The sequence below is a fragment of the Streptococcus sp. HMSC077F03 genome (genome assembly GCF_001812375.1).
Lineage (GTDB): Bacteria > Bacillota > Bacilli > Lactobacillales > Streptococcaceae > Streptococcus > Streptococcus oralis_S.
This window is the reverse complement of the sequence record NZ_KV808776.1, coordinates 138,795-161,148: the sequence shown is the minus strand read 5'-3', so window position 1 is coordinate 161,148 and position 22,354 is coordinate 138,795. Positions and strand designations below refer to the sequence as shown.

20 protein-coding genes are annotated in these 22,354 nt (G+C 40.9%); 1 reads left to right on the top strand and 19 read right to left on the bottom strand.

Going from position 1 to position 22,354, the window contains the following annotated elements; all coding sequences use genetic code 11:
* Positions 1 to 7: 7 nt before the first annotated feature.
* The 6 genes from HMPREF2853_RS04765 to HMPREF2853_RS04740 all read right to left on the bottom strand — a co-directional run bounded on the left by HMPREF2853_RS04765 (position 8) and on the right by HMPREF2853_RS04740 (position 10,052).
* Positions 8 to 619 (bottom strand): divisome accessory protein ZapJ, encoded by a 612-nt coding sequence (locus HMPREF2853_RS04765; protein ID WP_049550521.1) that lies wholly within the window; start codon positions 617 to 619, stop codon positions 8 to 10.
* 47 nt (positions 620 to 666) lie between these two features.
* Positions 667 to 3,762 (bottom strand): pilus expression-regulating Snf2 family helicase, encoded by a 3,096-nt coding sequence (locus HMPREF2853_RS04760; RefSeq protein WP_049550522.1) that lies wholly within the window; start codon positions 3,760 to 3,762, stop codon positions 667 to 669.
* A gap of 92 nt (positions 3,763 to 3,854) precedes the next feature.
* Positions 3,855 to 5,021, bottom strand: coding sequence for a MalY/PatB family protein (locus HMPREF2853_RS04755; protein ID WP_049550523.1), 1,167 nt, complete (start codon positions 5,019 to 5,021; stop codon positions 3,855 to 3,857).
* Between the two features lie 7 nt (positions 5,022 to 5,028).
* A complete protein-coding gene (locus HMPREF2853_RS04750) occupies positions 5,029 to 6,123 on the bottom strand; it encodes a cystathionine gamma-synthase (RefSeq protein ID WP_070535100.1) in 1,095 nt (364 codons plus the stop codon).
* Positions 6,124 to 6,268: 145 nt separating this feature from the next.
* On the bottom strand, positions 6,269 to 8,227 hold the full coding sequence (locus HMPREF2853_RS04745) for a peptide ABC transporter substrate-binding protein (RefSeq protein WP_070535098.1): 1,959 nt from the start codon (positions 8,225 to 8,227) through the stop codon (positions 6,269 to 6,271).
* Positions 8,228 to 8,429: 202 nt separating this feature from the next.
* Complete coding sequence (locus HMPREF2853_RS04740) at positions 8,430 to 10,052, bottom strand: putative polysaccharide biosynthesis protein (RefSeq protein WP_049500166.1); 1,623 nt, start codon at positions 10,050 to 10,052, stop codon at positions 8,430 to 8,432.
* A gap of 105 nt (positions 10,053 to 10,157) precedes the next feature.
* On the opposite strand from HMPREF2853_RS04740, the gene HMPREF2853_RS04735 reads away from it, so the two are divergent.
* Positions 10,158 to 11,603 (top strand): UDP-N-acetylmuramoyl-L-alanyl-D-glutamate--L-lysine ligase, encoded by a 1,446-nt coding sequence (locus HMPREF2853_RS04735; protein WP_049500168.1) that lies wholly within the window; start codon positions 10,158 to 10,160, stop codon positions 11,601 to 11,603.
* 31 nt (positions 11,604 to 11,634) lie between these two features.
* Here HMPREF2853_RS04735 and HMPREF2853_RS04730 read toward each other — a convergent pair whose 3' ends face one another.
* The 13 genes from HMPREF2853_RS04730 to wecB form a co-directional block, all read right to left on the bottom strand.
* Entirely contained in the window at positions 11,635 to 11,835 is a 201-nt protein-coding gene (locus tag HMPREF2853_RS04730) for a CsbD family protein (RefSeq protein WP_000051179.1), read from the bottom strand.
* Positions 11,836 to 11,936: 101 nt separating this feature from the next.
* Positions 11,937 to 12,587 (bottom strand): DUF1803 domain-containing protein, encoded by a 651-nt coding sequence (locus HMPREF2853_RS04725; RefSeq protein WP_049489900.1) that lies wholly within the window; start codon positions 12,585 to 12,587, stop codon positions 11,937 to 11,939.
* Positions 12,571 to 13,083, bottom strand: a complete 513-nt coding sequence (locus tag HMPREF2853_RS04720; protein ID WP_070535096.1) for a YiiX/YebB-like N1pC/P60 family cysteine hydrolase — start codon at positions 13,081 to 13,083, stop codon at positions 12,571 to 12,573. The genes HMPREF2853_RS04725 and HMPREF2853_RS04720 overlap by 17 nt, the downstream gene beginning before the upstream one ends.
* A 107-nt stretch (positions 13,084 to 13,190) precedes the next feature.
* Positions 13,191 to 13,517 carry a DUF2568 domain-containing protein gene (locus HMPREF2853_RS04715; RefSeq protein ID WP_070535094.1) on the bottom strand — a complete coding sequence of 109 codons (327 nt, stop codon included), beginning with the start codon at positions 13,515 to 13,517 and terminating at the stop codon, positions 13,191 to 13,193.
* 53 nt (positions 13,518 to 13,570) lie between these two features.
* Complete coding sequence (locus tag HMPREF2853_RS04710) at positions 13,571 to 14,506, bottom strand: manganese-dependent inorganic pyrophosphatase (protein WP_000036036.1); 936 nt, start codon at positions 14,504 to 14,506, stop codon at positions 13,571 to 13,573.
* An 85-nt stretch (positions 14,507 to 14,591) separates the two neighbouring features.
* Entirely contained in the window at positions 14,592 to 14,876 is a 285-nt protein-coding gene (locus HMPREF2853_RS04705) for a GIY-YIG nuclease family protein (protein WP_070535092.1), read from the bottom strand.
* Positions 14,866 to 15,615, bottom strand: a complete 750-nt coding sequence (locus HMPREF2853_RS04700) for a tRNA1(Val) (adenine(37)-N6)-methyltransferase (protein ID WP_000657018.1) — start codon at positions 15,613 to 15,615, stop codon at positions 14,866 to 14,868. Before HMPREF2853_RS04700 ends, HMPREF2853_RS04705 begins: the two co-directional genes overlap by 11 nt.
* A gap of 53 nt (positions 15,616 to 15,668) precedes the next feature.
* Positions 15,669 to 16,028, bottom strand: coding sequence for a S1 RNA-binding domain-containing protein (locus tag HMPREF2853_RS04695; RefSeq protein ID WP_049550527.1), 360 nt, complete (start codon positions 16,026 to 16,028; stop codon positions 15,669 to 15,671).
* A 1-nt stretch (position 16,029) separates the two neighbouring features.
* A complete protein-coding gene (locus tag HMPREF2853_RS04690) occupies positions 16,030 to 17,430 on the bottom strand; it encodes a bifunctional Cof-type HAD-IIB family hydrolase/peptidylprolyl isomerase (RefSeq protein WP_070535090.1) in 1,401 nt (466 codons plus the stop codon).
* 122 nt (positions 17,431 to 17,552) lie between these two features.
* Entirely contained in the window at positions 17,553 to 18,656 is a 1,104-nt protein-coding gene (locus tag HMPREF2853_RS04685; protein WP_070535088.1) for a family 8 glycosyl hydrolase, read from the bottom strand.
* Between the two features lie 8 nt (positions 18,657 to 18,664).
* Positions 18,665 to 19,975, bottom strand: coding sequence for a glycosyltransferase family 2 protein (locus HMPREF2853_RS04680; protein WP_070535086.1), 1,311 nt, complete (start codon positions 19,973 to 19,975; stop codon positions 18,665 to 18,667).
* Positions 19,976 to 20,116: 141 nt separating this feature from the next.
* Positions 20,117 to 20,896, bottom strand: a complete 780-nt coding sequence (locus HMPREF2853_RS04675) for a hypothetical protein (RefSeq protein WP_070535084.1) — start codon at positions 20,894 to 20,896, stop codon at positions 20,117 to 20,119.
* On the bottom strand, positions 20,893 to 22,050 hold the full coding sequence (gene wecB / locus HMPREF2853_RS04670; RefSeq protein WP_070535082.1) for a non-hydrolyzing UDP-N-acetylglucosamine 2-epimerase: 1,158 nt from the start codon (positions 22,048 to 22,050) through the stop codon (positions 20,893 to 20,895). Before wecB ends, HMPREF2853_RS04675 begins: the two co-directional genes overlap by 4 nt.
* Between the last annotated feature and the right edge of the window lie 304 nt (positions 22,051 to 22,354).

The window sequence follows — 22,354 nt, the reverse complement described above, 5'->3', positions numbered from 1 at the left end:
TTCTCCCCTACTCAGTAATTCTTGTCAGATTCAACTCTTGGGCAACCTGACGTTCCTGTTCTGTTTGCTTATTCTTTTTATTATAGATTTGACTCTTCTTTAGAAAATCGTAGTTGTTCTTTTTAGTTTTTTCCGTTTGGGTTTTCGGAGTTGGATTCGCCACTTGGCCAACCTCCTCAGCTAAGATATAGTGAGACTGGCTCAAGTTTTTACTAAATTTGGCAAACTCACCAGGGTTTTCCTTTTGAAATGGTGCTGTTGGTTGGTTTCCTTGACGAACAAGTGTTAAACCATTGTGTCGTCTAGTATGACTAACATCTTGAGTCAAATACTTGGCTGAGCGTTTCTTCTTCAAGTCCGCACGCGCCTCTTCTCGAGCCAACTCTGCATAAGTCTTTTCAACTTTTTTAGGTTCTGGGCTTGGCTTTGACTCCTTATTAACCACTGGAGAAACTACGGTTTCTTCCTCATTGATAGGAGACCATTCCAAATAGTTCTTATCGCGGTAATCACCTTTGATATTGCTAATAAAGTCTGACTCATCGTACAAGTCCATGACTGGCATTTTGGTCAGCATGATCTCATCATCTGACACCAATGGAAATCGATCTTGTTTCATTTTGTATTTCCTTTCAACACTTCATTATAGCGTATTGTCTTGATTTTTCAAGTGCTGGCTTCAGAAATTCCCAAAATTTCACGAATTTCTGCCAGACTGAGACTCGCACGCGACTCCGTACCATCTAAAACTTGGGAAACCAAATGTTTCTTTTGTTCTTGAAGTTCTTGGATCTTTTCTTCAATGGTCCCCTTGGTAATCAAACGATAGACCTCGACCATCTGCTCCTGCCCCATGCGGTGGGCTCGTCCGATAGCCTGGGCTTCGACAGCGGGATTCCACCAAAGGTCAACCAAAATAACCGTATCAGCTCCCGTTAGATTGAGACCAACACCACCCGCCTTAAGGGAGATGAGAAAGGCATCTCTCTCCCCTTGGTTAAAGGCCTTGGTCATCTCCTGTCTGTCATGAGCAGGAGTTGAACCTGTGATTTTGAAGGAGGTCAAGCCCAAGTCTGGGAGTTCTTTCTCGATTTTTTCCAACATTCCTTTGAACTGGGAGAAAATCAAGACCCGATGCCCACCATCAGCCACTTGTAGCAATAAATCTCGGAGACTATCCAATTTACCACTAGCTCCCTGATAATCGTCCATGAAGAGAGCTGGCGTATCGCAGATTTGACGCAAACGCATGAGTCCAGATAAGATTTCTACCCGACTTCTCTGGAATTCTTGATCTGTCACTTGCGCTAGGCGGTCTCGCATCTGTTGCAACTGGGCTAGATAGATAGCCTTCTGTTGGTCTTCCAGTTCATTTTTATAGACGACTTCAATCAGATCAGGTAGTTCTGTAAGAACTTCTTCTTTCTTACGCCTCATGACGAAAGGCTTGATAAACTGCGCGACTCGGTCAGCCGGTAATTTCATAAACTCTTTCTTGTTCGGCAAGAGCCCAGGTAGCACAATTTGAAAGATAGACCACAACTCTCCTAAATGGTTTTCGATGGGCGTACCTGACAAAGCAAAAACTGCCGGCACCACAAACTGGCGCAAACTCTGAGCAATCTTGGTTTGGGCATTTTTCATGACCTGGGCTTCATCTAAGAAGAGAAAATCAAAAGCCATCTCTTGATAAAGCTCGCTGTCTTGACGAAAGGTGGCATAGCTAGTCACATAGATTTGGTGATTTTCAGAAAGAATTGCTTCTCGATTCGCTTTCAAACCATGAACGACAGCCAAATCCAACTGTGGGGCAAATTTCCTGAATTCATCTGCCCAATTGTAGATCAAACCTGACGGAGCCAAAATCAAGACCCGACTATCTTCTGTCACCTGACTGGTCAAAAAAGCGATGGTTTGCAGTGTTTTTCCCAGTCCCATATCATCTGCCAGGATGCCACCAAAGCCATAGTGATGAAGCATCTGGAGCCAACGGACTCCCTTTTCCTGATAGTCTCTCAAACTCGCCTGCACCCGTATATCTCCCAAAGGAAAATCCTCTGGATGGGTCAAATCATGAGCTAAATGCTGAAATTCTTCCGAGAAAGAGATCCGATCTCGACCTTCAAAAAGCTGAGAAAGGCTATAAGCCAGAGATTTTCGCGCTTGGAAAGAACCATCTTTTAGCTCAACCCCCAGTTCCTGCAAATTTTGACGAATCTGCTTGGTTTCCTCATCAAAAAAGTACACTTGGTCAGAAGAACTGATATAGAAATCCTGATTACTGGTCAGGGCTTTAAGAGCTTGATCAATCTCTTCTTGGGCAATCCCTTGGAAATCAAATTGGATTTCCAACAATCCTCCCTTGGACTCAATCTGAACCTGAGGAGCTTGGACACTGTAGAGCTGATTGATTTCATCAGACAAGAAAACTTGACCCAATTTCTCAAAAGCTGGAATCGTATGGTGAAAGAAAGAATAAACTGCCTCTGGCTTCAAAGCCTGTCTCCAAGACTGAAAATCAGCCTCAAAACCAGCCCCTAAACAGACTTGAAATAGTTGGTCTTCCAAGACGGCATCGCTTGAAAATAGTAATTGTTCCAGCTGTTGACGACTAGTCACCTTAACATCTCCATAGTCAAACTGGATATCCAAACGGATGCGGCCGTCATCCTCCCTATCAAAGTAAAAGATTGGTGAAAAGGGTCTGATTTGCAAGCGCTCAGGAGCAGAAACTGTGCCCAGCTGTCCAAACAAAGTCAGACAGGCAGCCAGACGGTCGCGATCACTGTTGTCAAACTGGAGGCATTTTCTCCCTCTCTCCTCCTGAGGAAGCTCCTTGATTTCCTTTAGGAGGCTGATTTGTTTAGGATTTAAGAGATAAAGATTCCCCTTACGAAAGAGAACTGCCCCTCCATAGAATACGTTGACTCGCTCACTTTCAGAAATCTCCATTTCAAAATAATCGGGATACTCCTGCACTGAAAAAGAGAACAGTTCTGCATCGGGATCTAAATCATGAAAGAGAAGATTTTCATAACTAGTAATCTGGTGCTCAAAATGAAAATCTTCCAAGTTCATCAATAACCCCACTCCCTGCTCAAAAAAGGTCAGAGGGAAAAAGAGGTGACGACCTTGATTAGGGAAAAAGAGCTCTTGACTCAGTCCCTCCTCAATCAAGCCACATAAAAAAGTAAGAACATCTTGACTAGCTGTATCAAAAGACTCCCAAGACAAGTCATTTTCATAGTATTTCCCAATCATGTATGGCTTTCGATGGACTAAGACCTTCAAAAAGAGAGGGATGTCACGAATGACATAATATTTTTGACTATCAACTAAACCGATTCGGAGAGTCCAAAGGAGGCGATTGGTTCCAGCTTCTACCTGGCCTTGAGCCGACAAAGTGTAGATTTTCTCTCTCTTCTGAGGTTGGATCCGCTCCAAAAAACTACCACCAAAACCAACCTTGGTTTCGACCTCTTCTTGCTCTTCATGTCCTTTTTCTAAGGATTGTAAAATCACCTGGCCTTCTTCGTCGTTCTTCAGATAATGCTCGAGCGCTGCGAGGTGAACACAGTAACCTCTTTTTTGGAAAAAATCGCAAGCACAAAAAACCAGATCATCCTCTAAACTGTAGCGCAAGTCTTCTCCCGCCACACGAGTATAGAGGCGATTCCCTTTTTCCTTGATAATCTCAATGTTGCCTGTTTCATAGAGTACAACCCCCTCCATGCGCAACTTTCCCGGAATCAATTTAGCCATAGTTACCCCTTTATCTTATCTTTTCATTATACCACATTTTCCCCTACGAAAATAGCCTTCTAGGAAGACTTTTCTCCTAGAAGGCTCGATTTTTAAAGTGTAGCAAAAGTGGTCACGATGCGTTGGCAAACCTCTTCCAGTACTGACTTCGGCATAGCCACATTGAGGCGGGCATGAAGAGTTCCCTCCTCTCCAAAGTCCAAACCTCGATTCAAGATAACCTTGGCTTCATTCTTCAAAAGCTCTTGCAAGCGGTCATCCGTTAGGTCATAGGCTGAAAAATCAAGCCAGATCAAGTAAGTTCCTTGCGGTTTCATGACCTTAATCTTGGTTTCGTTGCCCAAAACATCCACTACATAGTTAATGTGGTCCTCGATGACTTCTTTTAACTCTCCTAACCAGTCCTTACCATAACGGTAGGCAGCTTCTGTCGCCAAATACCCCAAGCCTGAGATTTCATGTTGGTTATTGGCCAACTGGCGTTTTTGGAAAGCCAGACGAAACTTTGGATTTTCAATAACTGCATAGGAATTCTTGGTCCCAGCAATATTAAAGGTCTTAGTGGCACTGCTCAAGATAAGGGCGAAGTCTTTAAAGTCTGGATCAATGGTATTAAAAGACTGGTGTTTGTGACCAAAGAGAGCCAAATCTTGGTGAATCTCATCTGAAACCAACAAAACACCATGTTTTTGGCAGAGATGCCCAATCTTTTCTAACACTTCCTTTTCCCAAACACGTCCACCAGGATTGTGGGGATTGCAAAGGATATAAAGCTTCACATCCTCTTCCACCAATTCCTTCTCCAACTGGTCAAAGTCAATCTCAAACAACCCATCCTTTTCCACCAAAGAATTGGTAATCAATCTGCGATTGTTCAGTTTGACACTGCGGGCAAAAGGAGGATAGACCGGTGTGTTAATCAGAACAGCCTCTCCCTCTTTTGTAAAGGCTTGAATGGCTGTTGAGATGGCCGGTACCACTCCCTCAATGAAGACGAGAGCTTCCTTGTCAAAGTGATATCCGTGTTGACTGGCTTCCCAGTCCTGAACCGACTCAATCAAAGCATCGCTAGCATAGGTATAGCCATAGACCAACTGATCTGCGTAGGCTTGTACAGCTCGTCGAACCTCAGGCAAAACCACAAAGTCCATATCCGCTATCCAGGCTGGTAGAATTTCTCGATCAGCTTCTGCTTCTTTCCATTTATAGGTATGGTGCCCAAAACGATTAGGCAGGCTTGTAAAATCATATTTCCCCATATCTATCTTATCCTTCCAAAGCTTGGCGCAAGTCCGCAATCAAATCTCTAGCATCTTCAATCCCGATTGACAAGCGCAAGAGGTCATCTGTTAAGCCATAGGAATGGCGCACTTCTGCTGGAATATCCGCATGGGTTTGAGTTGTCGGATAGGTGATCAAACTCTCTACTCCACCCAAACTTTCCGCAAATGAAAAGACCTTGAGGCTATTTAAAATATGAGGAATACGTTTTTCATCCACTACTTTAAAGGAAATCATACCCCCACGTCCAGTATAGAGCACTTCCTTGACAGCAGGTGAATCCTTCAAAAAAGCAACCACTTCTTGGGCATTGGCTGTCGAACGTTCCATACGAAGAGGCAGAGTTTTAAGACCACGAATCAACTGATAACTATCAAATGGTGACAAGACCGCACCAGTCGTATTCAAATTGTAGAACAGTTGCTCATATAGTTCTAAACTATTAGTCACAACCACCCCAGCTAAGACATCATTGTGCCCTGCTAAATACTTGGTGGCTGAATGAAGAACGATATCAGCACCATCTTCAATCGGACGTTGGTAAATCGGACTGTAGAAGGTATTGTCCACCACTACCTTGGCACCCTTGGCATGAGCTAGTTTGGCTAGTTTGGCAATATCAAATTCCAACATCAAGGGATTGGTTGGCGTTTCGATATAGAGAACATCCACATCATTTTCCAGCTCAGTAATCAACTCTGCTTCAGTATTGGCATAGGTAAAATGGAAACGACCTTCCTGCTCCACTTGGTTGAACCAACGGAAAGAACCACCATAAAGGTCTCGCACTGCCAAGACTTTACTTCCTACTGGAAAGACACTAAAGGCCAGTACAATCGCAGCCATACCTGAGCTCGTTGCTAGGGCATAGTCCGCTGATTCAATAGCCGCCAAAACCTCCTCCGCCTTACTACGAGTTGGGTTTTTAGTACGGGTATAGTCAAATCCCGTAGACTGACCGAACTCTGGATGCTGATAAGTGGTTGAAAAATGAAGTGGAGTCACCAAGGCACCTGTTGCCTTATCTGACTTGATTCCCGCCTGGGCCAAAATTGTGTTGATGTGTAGTTCTTTGCTCATACAATACCTCCAAATCTATAGTAACTATTGTACCACTTATTTTTACTAACTCATTTTCTTGTTTTCAAGAGCTAGTTATAGTTTCAAACTATATAAAAACGATAGTTCCTTGAGAAACTATCGTTTTTCCTGTTGAATAGACTGGTTATTTAACGTGTTTTGCCAGTTCTTCTTGGGCTTTTTTATTTGATTCTTCTTTTTCTTTTAGCCATTTTTCTTTCGCTTTTTCATACTCATCAGCCGTTACAGTCTTATCTTGTAACTTGAGATACTTGTATGATTCGACACCCTTATTTCCAGCTTGTGAGAATGGTGATGAGAATGGAACTGTCTTTCTCAAGGTCGGTGTTCCACCCTGAGAAACGTTTGGAATTGCAAGGGCGCTATCAACGAGCCAAGCTTGAATTTCAGCATATTTTTCATAACGTTTTGCTGGATCTTGCTCCTTGTTCGCTTCTTCTAACATTTGAGTGTAAGTATCCAGACCAACTGCCTTAGCCTTGTCATTGACCTCACCTGGTTCTAGACCAATATTTTGCAACATACCACCGTTATTGACATTTAAGATATCAAGATAACTTGATGGATCCAAGTAGTCCGCACTCCAACCGCCATTATAGATATCAAAGTCTTTTTGAGCTGCAGTTTGAGCTAGGTAGCTAGAGTTGTCAAAGTCATCTGTTGATAGCTGTTGGATATCGATAACCACATTCTCAGCTCCTAGAACAGATTCGATGGATTGTTTCAAAGAGCTTGCTTCAAGTACACCTTTTTTAGCTGATTGGTCAACTGTTACATCCAAGTGGATTGGAAATTGCACACCCTTAGCTTCCAATTCTTTCTTAGCTTCTGCAAATTTAGCTTTAGCCTTATCAGGATTGTAGTATGGATCTTGCGCATCTGCAAAGTTGATTCCTTGCCATTCTTGGCCATAGTTGACCATCTTTTCTGAAACAACATCGCCAAAGTCTTTTCCGTTGATACTTACAAATGTTGGAGGTACAACCAAGTTACGAATAATCTTCGTTGCTCCGTCCTCCCCTTGAGATTGTGCTCCATAGGCTGTACGGTTATAAGCATAGTTGAAGGCTTGACGGAAGTTTTTATTCAGAACTGCTTCTTGGGTTGATTTCTTTTCGATATCTGAAGATTTAGACGTGAAGTTATAAGACTTTCTGTCCAAGTTGAAGTTCAAGTAATAAGAAGTTGCATTTTGCATACTATAGATGATGTTATCCTTGTTCTTCTCTTTAATTCCTTCAAAGCTTGAGCTATTTGGATAGAGACGCGCGTAGCTATAGACTCCTTCTACAAAGTTACGTGCTAATGCATCTTGGTCACTACCATCATAATAGGCCAATTTCACATCATCCACAAAGACATTCTTTTCATCCCAGTAGTTGGGATTTTTCTTGAACTCGATAACAGATTTTGAAACAAAAGATTTCATCAAGAAAGGTCCATTGTACAAAATACTAGAAGGGTCTACCTTACCAAAGTCATCCCCTTTTGATTTTAAGAAATCTGCATTGACAGGGAAGAGAATGGTTGAAGTTGTTTTAGAATTCCAATAAGATTCTGGACGTGTCAAAGTGTACTGAACCGTTTGGTCGTCAATCGCCTTAACACCGACAGTTGAAAAGTCAGTTGTTTTTCCGTTGATATAGTCATCCAAACCTACTACAGAGTCTTGAACAAGGTACAAGGCTTCGGATTTTTTATCAGCAGCATATTTCAAACCTGTCACAAAGTCTTGGGCCGTTACAGGGGCGTATTCTTCACCCTCATAAGTATACCATTTTGCATCCTTACGCAATTTGTAAGTATAGGTCAAACCGTCCTGAGAAACAGTCCAATCCTCTGCCAATGATGGAACATAGTTACCGTATTGGTCATTTTCCATCAACCCATCCACCAAATTGGTCACGATGTCATTGGTTGTTGCACGGTTTTCTGCAAGATAGTTCAAACTAGATGGATCACTCGAATAAACATAGTTATATGTTTTAGTAGCGCTACTTGAATTTCCACATGCGCTCAGTAAGATACCTGCGCTTAACACGACACTTGCAAGTGTCAGATACTTGGCCTTAGACTTTTTCATTTCCAGAACCTCCTGTTTAAAAGTTTTGTCTTATTATACAGCTTTGGTTTTATTTAGTCAAGTAATTTCTGAAGAAAAACTTAAAAAAACATATTTTTTGCTCTTAATTTTAGAAAAAGTTCTCTTTTTTTAAGAAAAATGTAGTATAAAAACCTTTCTGTTAAAGAAAGGTTAAATTCATTACTTTTATTTATAAATATTTTTACGATATTTTCAATCGTGTACGTAGTCGATCAGCTTGAGCTTTGCCGATTATCTTGTCCAAGAGTCGTGTCCGTAGGCTCATCAAACCATAAAGACCTCCTCCAAGCCCTCCGATGAGAGCCACATAAAGGAAACTCCAGAAACGTCCACTTGGTTGGAAGACAAAACCGAGTAGCCACTGCAAGAAGCCAACTAGGATAAACATGACGAGGGTCAAGATGGTAATCAAAATGGTTCGCTTCAAGATAATCTTTCGACGAGCACCTGTTACCTGGCAGATGTCTCGGTACATCAAGACATTTGGAATAATCAAGCCGATAGTCGTTGAAATCAAAGGACCGTAACTATGGAAAATAGCAATGGTTGGCAATTGCAAGACGATCTTAGCAAGGGAACCATAGACAAAGTAAAGAACTGCCTTGCGGTTTTGGAACATGGCCTGAAGCATAGGAGATAAGACCATATACAAGCCTAGGATAGTAGACTGCAAAACTGCAAAGACAAATAAGCCCACGGCCAGACTATCTGGCTTACCGTAAAAGACTGTATAAAGAGGCTCCCCTACCATGACCACTCCAACTGTTGCAGGTAGTAGAAATAAGAAGAGCATGGTGAGGCTATCTTGGACTAAGCGAGCCGCCGCCTGCAAGTCGCCTTTTACATAGTTTTCCGTCAACAGCGGCAAGCCGACACTCCCAATTGAAACTCCTACAGATATTAAAATCATAGTAATTTTATTCGGATTGGCAGAGAAATAAGAAAACATGACAACCAAGTCTTCATTGCTGTAGTTGGTTAACCACTTCATACTATTAATAAAGGTCATCTGGTCTAAAATCTGGAAGAGCTGGATGGCTGATCCTGTCAGGATAAAGGGAATGGCTTCCTTAATGGTATCGACTAAGAGTCGCTTACTATTGATTTTATCCCGTGTTTCAAAGACTCTTTTGAGTAAACCTTCTTGGGCTAAGAAGTAGATCAAGACTGCAAAACTAGCCACCATCCCCACAAAAGCCGCAAAGGTCGATTGGGTAACGGCTGATAAGTAGTCTCCAGAACCCATTTTCATAATGAAGAAGGTTGCCATCAACATCCAGATAACACGAATCACCTGCTCAGCGATTTGACTCATGGCATAGGGTTTGAGGTTATTCATCCCTTGGAAGAAGCCTCGAATGACACTCATAGATGGGAAAATCAAGACCGCCCAAGCCAAGCTCTGCATGATGGGAATCAGGTCTTTCCCCACACCTGACAAATCTGCTAACCAGGGAGAAAAGAGATACAAGACCAAAGCAAAGACTAAGCCCAAGCCCGTCATAAAGCTTAGGAAACTCCGAATCAAGGCAAAGCTATGCTCTTCTTCTCGCATGGTATTGTACTTAGCCACTTGTTTGGCGACTGCAACAGGGATACCCGCTGTTGAAATCAGCAAGAACCAGGCGTAAATATTGTAGCCCATGGTAAAGAGACCATTGGCCTTAGCGGCATAAGTCCCCATCCAGATATACCAGGGAATAATGTAGATAGCACCAAGGAGGCGACTAATAAAGTTACTAGCTGTTAGCCAAGCAGTCCCTCGCAACATCTGGGCTTGCTGGTGATTGTTTTCGTTAGACATAGCTTCCTCATTCAATTTTGATAACTAGGAAAAGTTCCTCATCTTCCATTATAAACTTTTCCTTGTTACTTGTAAAATTCGGGCGTGAAGTTTATAATAGAAAGTATGATTAAGATTGAAACCGTATTAGATATTTTAAAGAAAGATGACCTTTTTCGCGAGATTATTGACCAAGGTCATTACCACTACAACTACAGTGAAGTTGTTTTTGACAGCATCAGTTACGACAGTCGAAAAGTAAAAGAAGGGACTCTTTTTTTTGCCAAAGGTGCTGCCTTTAAAAAAGAATACCTCCTATCCGCTATAAGTCAAGGCTTAGCTTGGTATGTCGCAGAAAAGGACTACGAAGTCGGTATCCCCGTCATCATTGTGAACGATATCAAAAAAGCCATGAGTTTGATTGCGATGGAATTTTATGGTAATCCGCAAGAGAAACTCAAAATTCTCGCTTTCACAGGGACAAAAGGAAAGACAACAGCTGCTTACTTTGCTTACCACATCCTATCTCAACGCTACCCAACAGCTCTCTTGTCAACTATGAATACAACTCTGGATGGCAAGACCTTCTTTAAATCTTCCTTCTCAACACCTGAAAATATCGATCTTTTCGACATGATGGCTCAGGCTGTTAAGAATGGAAGAACCCATCTTGTAATGGAAGTCTCTAGCCAAGCCTATCTTGTTCATCGAGTCTATGGCCTGACCTTTGATGTAGGTGTCTTTCTTAACATCACTCCTGACCATATCGGTCCGATTGAGCATCCTAGCTTTGAAGACTACTTCTACCACAAACGTCTCTTGATGAAAAATAGCCGAGCAGTTGTCATTAATAGCGACATGGACCACTTTTCTGTATTGAAAGAACAAGTGGAAGATCAAGAACATGACTTCTATGGTAGCCAGTCAAGTAACCAAATCGAGAACTCCAAAGCCTTTAGCTTTTCAGCTACAGGTAAACTCGCTGGTGATTATGATATCCAACTCATCGGCCACTTTAACCAAGAAAATGCAGTTGCTGCAGGACTTGCCTGTCTTCGTCTAGGTGCCAGTCTAGAGGACATCAAAAAAGGGATCGCTGCAACCCGCGTTCCTGGACGTATGGAAGTTCTCACTCAGAAAAATGGAGCCAAGGTCTTCATCGACTATGCCCACAATGGTGATAGTCTGAAAAAACTGATTTCTGTTGTTGAAACTCATCAAACTGGAAAGATTGCCCTGGTTCTGGGTTCGACTGGAAACAAGGGTGAAAGTCGTCGCAAAGACTTTGGACTACTCCTCAATCAACATCCTGAGATTCAAGTCTTTCTAACTGCGGATGACCCCAACTATGAAGATCCAATGGCCATTGCAGATGAAATCAGCAGCTATATCAGTCATCCTGTTGAAAAGATTGCCGATCGTGAAGAAGCCATCAAGGCAGCTATGGCCATCACAAATCAAGAACTTGATGCCGTGATTATTGCTGGTAAGGGAGCTGATTGCTACCAGATCGTCCAAGGAAAGAAAGAAGACTATCCTGGAGACGCAGCTATCGCAGAACGTTATCTATAAAAAAATCAAGGGAATATTTCCCTTGATTTTTTTAGTCTTCTTTCTTAAATGAATTTTTAAGACCTTCAACGGCACCTTCTACAGCGCCTTTAGCATCTTCAACTACTTCTTTTGCTTTGGCAACTGTTTTTTCTACAGTGCCTTCTGCTTCTGTCTTGCTATCGCCAGTAACTTTACCAAATCCTTCTTTGATAGCACCAGTTGCTTGATCCAATTTATTTTCAAGTGACATAGCTCTGTCTCCTTTGCTTTTAATACGATAATCGTTATCGCTTACATTCAGTTTATGCTTATTCTTTAGTAAAGTCAAACAATCTGCTCAAAATGAAGCAATTAAAGTAAATAGAAAGTCAACCGTTCCTTGTCAAAATCAACAGCCAACTCATATTTTCCTTCTTTGTTTTGCACAATATAACCCAAGACGACTAGACTCTCAACAAAGATATCACGGCGTTTCTGCATCAGTTGATCTTTTTTGAGGAATTTTAACAAAAAAGTCGTCATATATTTGAGGGCATACTCAGGGTTAACATCTCCTAAAATATCATAGAGTTTCTGCTGTTTTTCTGTCAAAGGATATTGGTGCTTGACCTTGTAGAAATAGTTGGATAGGGTCATCTTTTCTCTTGCAAAGTCCGTACGTTCGACTAAAATGGCAGCATTGGTTTGATTGCGCAATTCTGTCTCAAAAGTCTTCTCCAACAAGGCTTGATAGACTGGACTGTCCTCTCTGATAAAAATTTCTTGGTCAAGGGTTAGATTGTCTATCGATTCTAGAAAAGAGAGATTGAGAAAATAGCGTTTGTTTTCCCTTCGGATCAAACCTGCCTTAATATACTCTTCCATGAGTTTATCAACTGCTACATCTAGAAACTGAGCCTTGATTTCTCGAAGGATCACATCGTCATGCTGGTCCAGATAGTCCACCAAATCTATAAAAAATGGCTGTCGAGTCAAACGAGATGGGTTAAAAATCTGAATCATGAAGATTCCTTTCTTTACATTCTAATAGAGGGGATGCTGCTAGTTGACTAGGATTGGTCCCTGGTTGATTCAGAGGCGCTGGAAGTTCGAGTTTCCTGTAGTATTCCCTCCAAAAATCACTGATCTCCTGCTCCCCGTCCCCAAATTTCATGGGAATAGTTTCAAAAATCGGTAGGATTTCAGCGATGTACTGGGAGCAGTAAAAGCCATACCCATCTGGGTAAAACGAGCTATTATAAGGAGCACCTAGATGCTGGCAAGCCTTCTCCTTTACCAAGTCAGCTTCCAACTCTGGATAGACATAAAGATCGTAAAGATGAGTCGGTTCAAAAAATTCAGCCAGTTCTTGACAAATGACACCAGCTTGCCCACTAGCATGGTAGATGAAACCGTCCAAAAAGATGGCTACATGACTATAGTTACCGGTAGAAGCCTGGATGGCCTGCCCCATATCTGAAAGGTCCTTCACAAAAATCAAATCACCATTTTCTAACATCTTTCTCTCCTAGAAAAAAAGGAGCCGAAACCCCTTTAGCTATATGGAAAACACCGTTTTCTCGTGTCAATCTCCATTTAAATAATTCATTAACTATATTATAAGAATCACTCTAGCTGAAAATAATAAAGCAGACCCAAACTTCCAAAAGACAGAACTAAGTATAGGATTCCTATTTGCAATCCATACAAATGCCAAAAACTACCACTAACTAAAATAAAAATCGACGTCTCAGCAACAAGGCGATGCCATTTTTTAAAAGCATGTGGAGATTTTGGTGCCATATATCGCGCCCAAAATAAGATTAATAGAACTGCTAGAAGAAAAAACAGGAATTTTTCCAGCCAAGAAATTTGTATCACAGATACGGAGAAAAGACCAAGGATTGCCACAACCTCAACCAAAAAGCGCAGTCCTTCAATCAATCGCATCATGCTATCACCTTCTATAAATAGTCAAATTAACAGTTCCAAATATTCATTAAGAATTACCCATTAAAGCTTTCAGTCAACTGAGGCACCACTTGTTTCTTACGTGAAACAGCACCTGGGAGGAAAGCGTGGTTGTTTTCAAGTTTGAAATTGAAGGCAGCTTCCACCTTGTCCATGTTTGATCCAAGAGCAAGGATTTCTGAGTTTGAGTTGACGATGTCTGTAATCATCAAGACAAAGTCTGAGTAGCCGTTTGCTGCATTAGCTGCTTGCATTGCTGCTTCGATTTCTGCTTGGCGTTCCAAGACTTCAGCAATATCAACTGTATTGACTTGGGCAACACGAACCTTATTTCCATTGAGTTCAAAGGTCTTAGCATCGATATCAATCAATTCTTCAGCAGACTTGCTAGCCAAGTTAGTACCAGCCTTGAGCATAGCCAAACCGTACTCTTCCAAGTTGACACCAGCTAATTCAGCCAATTCAGGCGCAATGACTTTATCAGATGGGTGAGTTGTTGGAGATTTCAAAAGAAGAGTATCTGAAATCAAACCTGAAAGCATCAAACCTGCGATTTCTTTAGGAACAGCTACACCATGCTCTTTGAACATGCGGTAAACGATAGAAGACGCTGATCCAACTGGTTCCAAACGCATGTAAAGTGGGCTGGCAGTTTCAAAATTAGCCACACGGTGGTGATCCACAACTCCGTAAACTTCTACTTCAGCAATATCTGACACTGATTGTTGGAATTCATTGTGGTCAGTCAAGATGACTTGCTCTGCACCTTCTGCTTTAGCAGATGTGATGACGCGTGGTGCTTCTACACCAAAATAGTTCAAAACAAAAGCTGTTTCTTCATTAGGAGTTCCAAGTGCTACAGCTTCTGTGTCCAATCCATAAGCCTCTTTTGCAAGGTAAGCAAAGGCTACAGATGACCCGATGGCATCTGAGTCTGGATTTTGGTGACCAAATACTAGAATCTTAGACATGATAATACCTCTTTAAATTTATTCATCTTATTGTAGCACTTTTTTCCTCTTTTGACAAAAGTAAGAGGAGCACAAAGACTCCTCGTTAGACATCAATATGGTTGATTAGATTTTTCTCTTGATTTTCAGATAAAAATCGTTCTTTCTGTGGACGTTTCTTTCGTTTGAGGAGAGCTTCGGCAGACATGGCTTCTTCCTTACTGGCAAAACCCTCTACATAGATGAGTTTGACTGGCAAGCGAGCTCGGGTATACTTGGCCCCCTTACCACTATTATGAACGGCAAAGCGCCTCTTCACATCCGTTGTATAGCCCGTATAGTAAGAACCGTCGCGGCACTCCACCACATACATATAGGCTTTATGATCCATAGTAAATCTCTTGAATTTCTGGTGTATAGGAACCATCATCATTATGAACAATGAGAGGTGGCAAGACCTTAAAGCCACTGGTCGATCCATCCTTGATAGCTTCGATTAAGAGCATATTGGCCTCCTTCTCACGTTTAGGATAGACAAATTGCAGGCGCTTTGGTGCCAAATTATGGCGTTGAAGCATGTCTAAGATATCCAAGAGCCGATCTGGACGATGAACCATGGCCAAACGACCATTAGACTTGAGAATACTCTGAGCACTACGGCAAATTTCTTTTAGGTTAGTCGTAATTTCGTGTCTGGCCAGAAGGTAGTGTTCACTCTCGTTCAGATTGGAATGCGGATCCACCTTAAAATAAGGCGGATTGCACAAAATCATATCCACCTTACTTCCCTGAATGTGGGCAGGCATATTTTTCAAATCATCACAGATGACCTGCATCTGCTCTTCCAAGCCATTCAACTGAACCGAACGCTCTGCCATATCCGCCAAGCGCTCCTGAATCTCTACAGATATTATCCGCGCCTGAGTACGTGAACTAGCAAAAAGTCCCACTGCACCATTTCCAGCACAAAAGTCCACAATTAAACCCCGTTTAGGGAAGCGAGGAAAGCGTGACAAGAGAACACTATCCACCGAATAGCTAAACACCTCTCTATTTTGAATGATCTTGATATCTGTCGAAAAGAGCTGGTTGATTCGCTCTCCTGGTTTTAATAATTGTTCTTCTTTCATACTTTTATTATAACAAATTATGTTAATATTACAAATGATTTGAATAATCGTATTTATGGCTTCTTCTTTAAATGCTCTAATGCCTCACGCGTCCAAACAGGCATCATTCGGGCAAGAGGAGCAAATCCGTGCTTGATCCGATCATTTGAAAAACGTCTCCGTCTTGGTAATTGATGCTTTTCCTCTTCCAAGGTACGTATGGAAAGACTGGCCTTTCCAGTATATTCGTCAAAATCCACCACCTGAACTTGAACTTCATCGCCAATTTTTAAAATGTCATAGATATTTTCAATAAATCCCGTCCGAATCTCCGAGATGTGAATCAGCCCTGTCACCCCTGTCTCTAACTCGACAAAGGCACCATAGGGCTGAACTCCTGTAATACGCCCAGTTAGCTTATCACCAATTTTCATTCTAGTCCTCAATTTCAATCGTTTCAATTACTACATCTTCAACTGGTTTGTCCATTACACCAGTCTCAACAGCTGCAATGGCATCCAAGACCGCAAACGATTCTGCGTCTACCAACTGCCCGAAAACAGTATGGCGGCGGTCAAGGTGAGGAGTTCCACCTTGTTCTGCATAAATCTCAGCGATTGGTTCAGGCCAGCCACCACGCGCAATCTCTTTCTTAGAGTATGGCAAATGTTGGTTTTGCACGATAAAGAACTGGCTACCATTGGTATTTGGACCCGCATTGGCCATAGAAAGGGCACCACGGATATTATAAAGTTCTTCAGAAAATTCATCTTCAAAAGAGTCACCGTAGATTGATTCTCCCCCCATACCAGTACCAGTTGGATCTCCACCTTGGATCATAAAGTCCTTGATAATGCGATGGAAAATCACACCATCATAGTAACCGTCTTTTGACAGAGCAACAAAGTTGGCTACTGTTTTGGGAGCATGTTCAGGGAAGAGCTTGATACGCAAGTCTCCGTGATTTGTCTTAATGGTCGCAAGAGGACCTTCTGCTGTTTCAATGTCTACTTGTGGGAAATGCAATTCTTTTTCTACCATACCAAATCCTTCTAAGGCATCAAAAATGCCATCTTCTTCTACTGTTTTTGTAATATAATCTGCTTTTTCTTTGATTTTTTCATGGGAAACTCCCATGGCAATACTGATTCCAGCATAATCAAAGAGTTCCAAGTCATTGAGCCCATCCCCAAAGACCATAACATTCTCTGGTTTCAAGCCTAAGTGCTCCACCACCTTGGCTACACCAGCAGCTTTCGAACCTGAAATCGGCACGATATCTGATGAATGTTCATGCCAACGCACCATGCGAAGTTTATCCGACAATGAATCTGGCAAGTGCAAGCCATCCCCTTTATCTTCAAAGGTCCACATCTGGTAAATATCTGCTTTTTCATGGAAGTTAGGATCCACATCCAAGTTCGGATAAATCGGGTCAATAGCTTCACTGATCAGTTCTGTTCGCGTGGAGAGTTTGGCGTCATGACTACCAACCAAGCCGTACTCAATTCCCTCTTCCTTCGTCCAAGAAATGTACTCCTCAACATCTGACTTGTCAATCTGATGTTGATAAATGACCTGGCCTTTTTTATCTTCGATATAACCCCCATTTAGAGTTACAAAAAAGTCAGTTTTGAGCTCACGAATCTCTGGAACAACACCAAAAATACCGCGCCCAGAGGCAATTCCTGTTAAGATTCCTTTTTCACGCAACTGTTTAAAGACAGTGGTAATTGTAGCTGGAATAAAACCTGTCTTTGACGTACGCAAGGTATCATCAATATCAAAAAAGACGATTTTAATCTTTTTTGCCTTGTATTTTAATTTCGCATCCATCTCTCTACCTCTTTTTTATCACTCTTTCCATTATACCATAAAGCTGATGAAATTCCTTTTTTGAAAAAAGATGAAAATCCTATCAAAAAGAGAGCCAGAAAAACTAGCCCTCTCTTTTCATTCTAGAACATCTCTAGAGCAATCATGGTAATCATCGTTGCATCATAGTAGTTGTCCAAAGGTAAATCTTGTGTGAAAATGTATTTATTTTGCTGAAGAAGTTTCAGATAACCTTCTCCCTTGTCAGATGCATAGGTAATCGGTGCCAAGAAACTACCTGCCTGGTATTGATTGAGGGCCGTTCCGTTCAAGTCATAACCAGCATAAATGCGTTGCTCTTTCATAAAGAAATCCATCATCTTTTGAACGAGTTTTTGGCTTCTTTCATCCTGACTCTGTGACAGGTGATAAGGCAAACGACAAGCGTTATAAGAGTACGCCCCATCGTATTGAGATTCGATAGTGTTGGCATCAACAAGACGTGCCCCGGACTTCTCCGCCCAGATAAAGTCTGGCAAGAGACCTGTATCAGAATGGGAACTGATTTGCTCTAGTTTGCCAAGCATCTTATCCTTAACATCTAACCACTGTTTGTTTCCAGTCAGGTCATAGAAAGACTGGAAATAGTGAGGAAGAGTATCAGATGTCCGCATCAAGTAATAATAATCGGAATTCTTATTTGCCCAGTTCCCTACTGTTAAAACACCCGTCTCTTTATTGTAATTATATCGAAGTATATCTTCTAAGATTTTTTTAGCTTGTTCTTGGTATTCCTGAGCTTTATCTGGCCACTGCTTAGAAGCTTCAATCAAAGAATAAGCGATGTAGAGATCTCCATCAGTTGCATTTTGCTTTTTGACCGTTTCACTACCATTTTTGATCACTTGTTTCCAAGACATTAACTGCGTTCCCTCTATGCGATGATTTTGATAATAGCGATAGAGGTTATCAAAATCTGCTTGACTTGCTTGTCCTTTTTGGGCTGCTAAAACCGTTATGAGCATACCGTAACTTTGGGCTTCTGATAGAACTGTCGTTTCCTCAGAATCATTCGTCGTACGAACAAAAGACTGATCGCCTTTTGTAACAAGGAACTGTTGGCTCCATTGGCTGTAAATTCGATTCCGCATCTCGATTTTAGTCCTTCCTCTTGCTAAAAACAAGGCTAAACAAAAGATAGATAGGATGAGCACAAACCAGACATATTTTAATTTATTTGTTTTCATAGAACCTCCTATCCTGCAAACCGTTTGGTTTTAACCCACTTGGTTTCTTTCCGTCGAAGTACCTTATCCAGTATAATAGATGAAATAGAATCAACCGATACGATGATAAAGATCTGAGAATAACTAAAATAAGATGCCAAGGCCAACCAGATTTGTTTAGTCGTCGCTTGTCCAAATTGACTTGCTAATGCCGTCATAATTTGCATCAAATAGAGACCAATCATAAGTATCCAGTTGAAGAGCATGAGCTGGGCGATGTAGATATTGTCCGCATCAAAAGCGAATGGAACTCTGACATCTGGTAAGAAAAGATTAAGGCAGATAGCTAGCACATTCGCTAGGAAAATCAAATCCGATAGGACAATGGCAAAGTTAAACCAAAAGAAAACACACGAATAGTTAAAGACTTCTAGTTTGACACGCCAGTTTCCTCTGCTAAATAAATGCTTAAAGTTTGAGAGAACAACTTCATAATTTCCTTTCGCCCAACGTTTACGCTGCATATAGTAACTCTTTAAGGTCTCAGGTTCTTGTTGGAAAGCCTCTGAATTATAGGCAAGGGCAATCAATTTACCGCTCTGCATGATTTTGAAGGAAATATCGGTATCCTCGGTTAAGGCACCATTTTTCCAACCACCGATACTCTTTACAAAGTCGGTTTGAATGAGAAAGTTGGTTCCTGGGATACGCCCAATTTTAAAGAGATGCCACATTCCAACGTGGTGCACGCGCTGAGTAACAACGATTTCTTGGTTGATACAACGAGTCAAGAAATTTTGATTGGCATTTCGAGTCTTGTTGCGACCGAAAGATGCCACGTGACGTTCTGGATCCTTCATCACTTCTTTTACAAGGAAATAAAGAGCATTTTTTTCAGGCATGGCATCCGCATCATAAACACAGATATATTCGCCCGTTGCCATCTCCAAAGCATCGTTTAGAACGCCCGCTTTTCCTCCCGTACCAGTACGGTCGATAATAGTAAGATTTCTTCCTGCATATTCAGGCATAGCTTGTACAGACAAACACTCTGCATAGGTATTGTCCGAACAGTTATCCGCAAACAAGAGCAACTCCACACGGTCGTGAGGATAATTCATGTCCAAGATAGCTTTTGTCGTCTGTGCAATAACCACATCCTCATTATGAGCAGGTACGACAATGGTAACCTTCGGATAATAAGGCAAGGGCGAAGTGTCTACACGAAAATCGCTGTGTTTAAACCAAAAGTGAACAGCTGAAAAGAGAATTACCAAGCCCCATGCTAGAGAAATCCAAATTGTAAGCAAGGTAAAAATCATCAGTATTTGACTAATCATGTTTCACCGCCTTAAAATTCTTATTCACCCGATAGTAAAGAATATTATATGCAATAAATAGTATGGCAAAACAAATTCCAAAAAAGAAACTCACTCCCAAAGCAATTCTGAAAAATAGGTCTGTTAGAGTCATTTCCCCTCCTAATATTCTACAATTATATCCGTCTCTAATTGACGTTTCAAATAGCTCACTAAATCAGAGTAATTTTGATACTTACTTTTATTTTGCGAGTCAACCACTAAGTAACCTAATTGAAATTGAATCTCTTGCATTCCATTTTTTCCATGGAAATGCAAAGCCTCTAGATCCTTCACTATATTATTCAAACAAAATTCCTGTAAAGAAATCTGACTATCATGAGATAATATAATAAAATTCCCCTCCGAAAGATAGTAAAGTTTATCATTGTAACTTAGTTTTTGAGCAATTATTTCTTGAATACGAACTAACATGCGATTATATTCTCTCGGATTTATCTGAAAAAATAGGTCCTCATGCGACCAATGAATTAGTACTGACTGTAGCACAGATTCACTTTGTTTATTTATCATAGAATGATAATCTGATTTGGCATCATCTTCTTGATCCTGAACCTTTGAAGCCATTTTTAATAAATAATGTCGAACCTTCATTAGAATACCAAGCAATGTTGGAAAACTGATTAATAAAAGCAGAACTGAAGAATTAGGGATGAAAACTACACCTGCTATTAAAACAATGACTCCCAATCCAAAAGATAAGATAAGTGTCCAAGCAAGGAGTAAATCAGATAAAACTAAAACCGAAAATAAGGCTAAGGCAAAAAACAATAGTTGCTCTAAAATAATAGTTCGAGCATAGAAAAAGCAAAGTACCAACAAAAGAAGCTCACATCCAAGCAAAGTCAGAAACCAGTTTCTAAATCTATACCAATTTTTCATTTTGTCCTAGCTCCTTCTTGAAACTCTGATGCAGATTCAGCAAAACCAAAATAATGTTTAATAGTTTGTACAATTCTTTCTGATGCATTTCCATCTCCATAAGGATTTGGTGCCTGAGACATTTGTCCATAAAGAGTTTCATCTGTTAAGAGTGCTGTCATCGCTTCTTTCACACTTACTGGATCCGTACCAACTAGCTTCAAAGTACCCGCACGTACTCCTTCTGGACGTTCCGTCGTGTCACGAAGGACAAGGACAGGTTTGCCGAGAGAAGGCGCCTCTTCTTGAACTCCGCCAGAGTCGGTCATGATAAAATAGCTTCTCGAAGCCAAATTATGAAAATCAAGTACATCTAGAGGTTCAATCAAGTGAATACGATCGTGACCAGCTAAGATATCTTTTGCTGCTTCTTGCACAGCAGGGCTAAGGTGAACAGGATAAACAACTTCAATTTCCTGATGAAGATCGACCATCTCACGTAAAGCTGCAAAGACATTTCTCATTGGTTGACCTTGATTCTCACGACGGTGCATGGTTACCAATACAAGTTTCTTATCTGGGTCCAATTGATCTAGAACTTCATGATAGTAATCCGATTGAACGGTTAGTTTCAAGGCATCAATGGCTGTATTTCCCGTAATGACAATAGCAGACTCAGGGTGATTTTCCTTGAGGAGATTTTCTTTACTCTCACTAGTTGGAGCAAAATAAAGATCCGCAAGACTATCTGTCATCTGACGATTCATCTCTTCTGGGAAAGGAGAATATTTATCAAAGGTCCTTAGACCAGCTTCAACGTGGCCGATACGCACCTGATTATAGAAAGCAACTAAGCTTGCTGCAAAAGTTGTCGTTGTATCTCCATGAACAAGAATTATATCTGGAAGTTCTTGCTTAACAACTGGATCAAACTTTTCTAAAATTTTTCCAGTAATATCTAAAAGGGATTGATTTTTCCCCATAATATCCAGGTCATAATGTGGCTCGATGCTAAACGTTTCAAGAACTTGGTCCAGCATTTGACGATGCTGAGCTGTCACAACTGTGATCGTCTCAATACTGTCACTATGTTTTTGCAATTCCAACACTAAAGGGGCCATTTTAATAGCTTCCGGTCGTGTCCCAAAAACAACCATCACTTTCAGTTTTTTCATTATAGTATCCTTTTGTTACAATAATATTTGATACATGATATTAATCACTATATCCAATTATTTCTCAAATCAATTAATTTGAGCATCATAATTATATTACCGCCTATTAATCTAAATGTCAATTTATTATTAAAGTATACTATTGCATTTAATTGATTTTTAACAATTTGTAACCTTTTTGTAACAATGTTATTTACAACCTTCAAAAAGCCTTATTTTAGGAAATTTTAAGACTTTTCAAAGAATCCGTATTTTAAAAAAACTAAACCTTATATGTTTTTTTCGATATTTATTTTTATCTTGA

Coding starts and splice junctions, on each gene's coding strand:
- HMPREF2853_RS04680 (WP_070535086.1), bottom strand. CDS start 19,975: ATGATTAGTCAAATACTGATGATTTTTACCTTGCTTACAATTTGGATT.
- HMPREF2853_RS04755 (WP_049550523.1), bottom strand. CDS start 5,021: ATGGGGAAATATGATTTTACAAGCCTGCCTAATCGTTTTGGGCACCAT.
- HMPREF2853_RS04735 (WP_049500168.1), top strand. CDS start 10,158: ATGATTAAGATTGAAACCGTATTAGATATTTTAAAGAAAGATGACCTT.
- HMPREF2853_RS04725 (WP_049489900.1), bottom strand. CDS start 12,587: ATGATTCAGATTTTTAACCCATCTCGTTTGACTCGACAGCCATTTTTT.
- HMPREF2853_RS04740 (WP_049500166.1), bottom strand. CDS start 10,052: ATGTCTAACGAAAACAATCACCAGCAAGCCCAGATGTTGCGAGGGACT.
- HMPREF2853_RS04715 (WP_070535094.1), bottom strand. CDS start 13,517: ATGATGCGATTGATTGAAGGACTGCGCTTTTTGGTTGAGGTTGTGGCA.
- HMPREF2853_RS04705 (WP_070535092.1), bottom strand. CDS start 14,876: ATGGATCATAAAGCCTATATGTATGTGGTGGAGTGCCGCGACGGTTCT.
- HMPREF2853_RS04700 (WP_000657018.1), bottom strand. CDS start 15,615: ATGAAAGAAGAACAATTATTAAAACCAGGAGAGCGAATCAACCAGCTC.
- HMPREF2853_RS04710 (WP_000036036.1), bottom strand. CDS start 14,506: ATGTCTAAGATTCTAGTATTTGGTCACCAAAATCCAGACTCAGATGCC.
- wecB (WP_070535082.1), bottom strand. CDS start 22,050: ATGAAAAAACTGAAAGTGATGGTTGTTTTTGGGACACGACCGGAAGCT.
- HMPREF2853_RS04750 (WP_070535100.1), bottom strand. CDS start 6,123: ATGAGCAAAGAACTACACATCAACACAATTTTGGCCCAGGCGGGAATC.
- HMPREF2853_RS04730 (WP_000051179.1), bottom strand. CDS start 11,835: ATGTCACTTGAAAATAAATTGGATCAAGCAACTGGTGCTATCAAAGAA.
- HMPREF2853_RS04765 (WP_049550521.1), bottom strand. CDS start 619: ATGAAACAAGATCGATTTCCATTGGTGTCAGATGATGAGATCATGCTG.
- HMPREF2853_RS04690 (WP_070535090.1), bottom strand. CDS start 17,430: ATGGATGCGAAATTAAAATACAAGGCAAAAAAGATTAAAATCGTCTTT.
- HMPREF2853_RS04685 (WP_070535088.1), bottom strand. CDS start 18,656: ATGAAAACAAATAAATTAAAATATGTCTGGTTTGTGCTCATCCTATCT.
- HMPREF2853_RS04675 (WP_070535084.1), bottom strand. CDS start 20,896: ATGAAAAATTGGTATAGATTTAGAAACTGGTTTCTGACTTTGCTTGGA.
- HMPREF2853_RS04760 (WP_049550522.1), bottom strand. CDS start 3,762: ATGGCTAAATTGATTCCGGGAAAGTTGCGCATGGAGGGGGTTGTACTC.
- HMPREF2853_RS04720 (WP_070535096.1), bottom strand. CDS start 13,083: ATGTTAGAAAATGGTGATTTGATTTTTGTGAAGGACCTTTCAGATATG.
- HMPREF2853_RS04695 (WP_049550527.1), bottom strand. CDS start 16,028: ATGAAAATTGGTGATAAGCTAACTGGGCGTATTACAGGAGTTCAGCCC.
- HMPREF2853_RS04745 (WP_070535098.1), bottom strand. CDS start 8,227: ATGAAAAAGTCTAAGGCCAAGTATCTGACACTTGCAAGTGTCGTGTTA.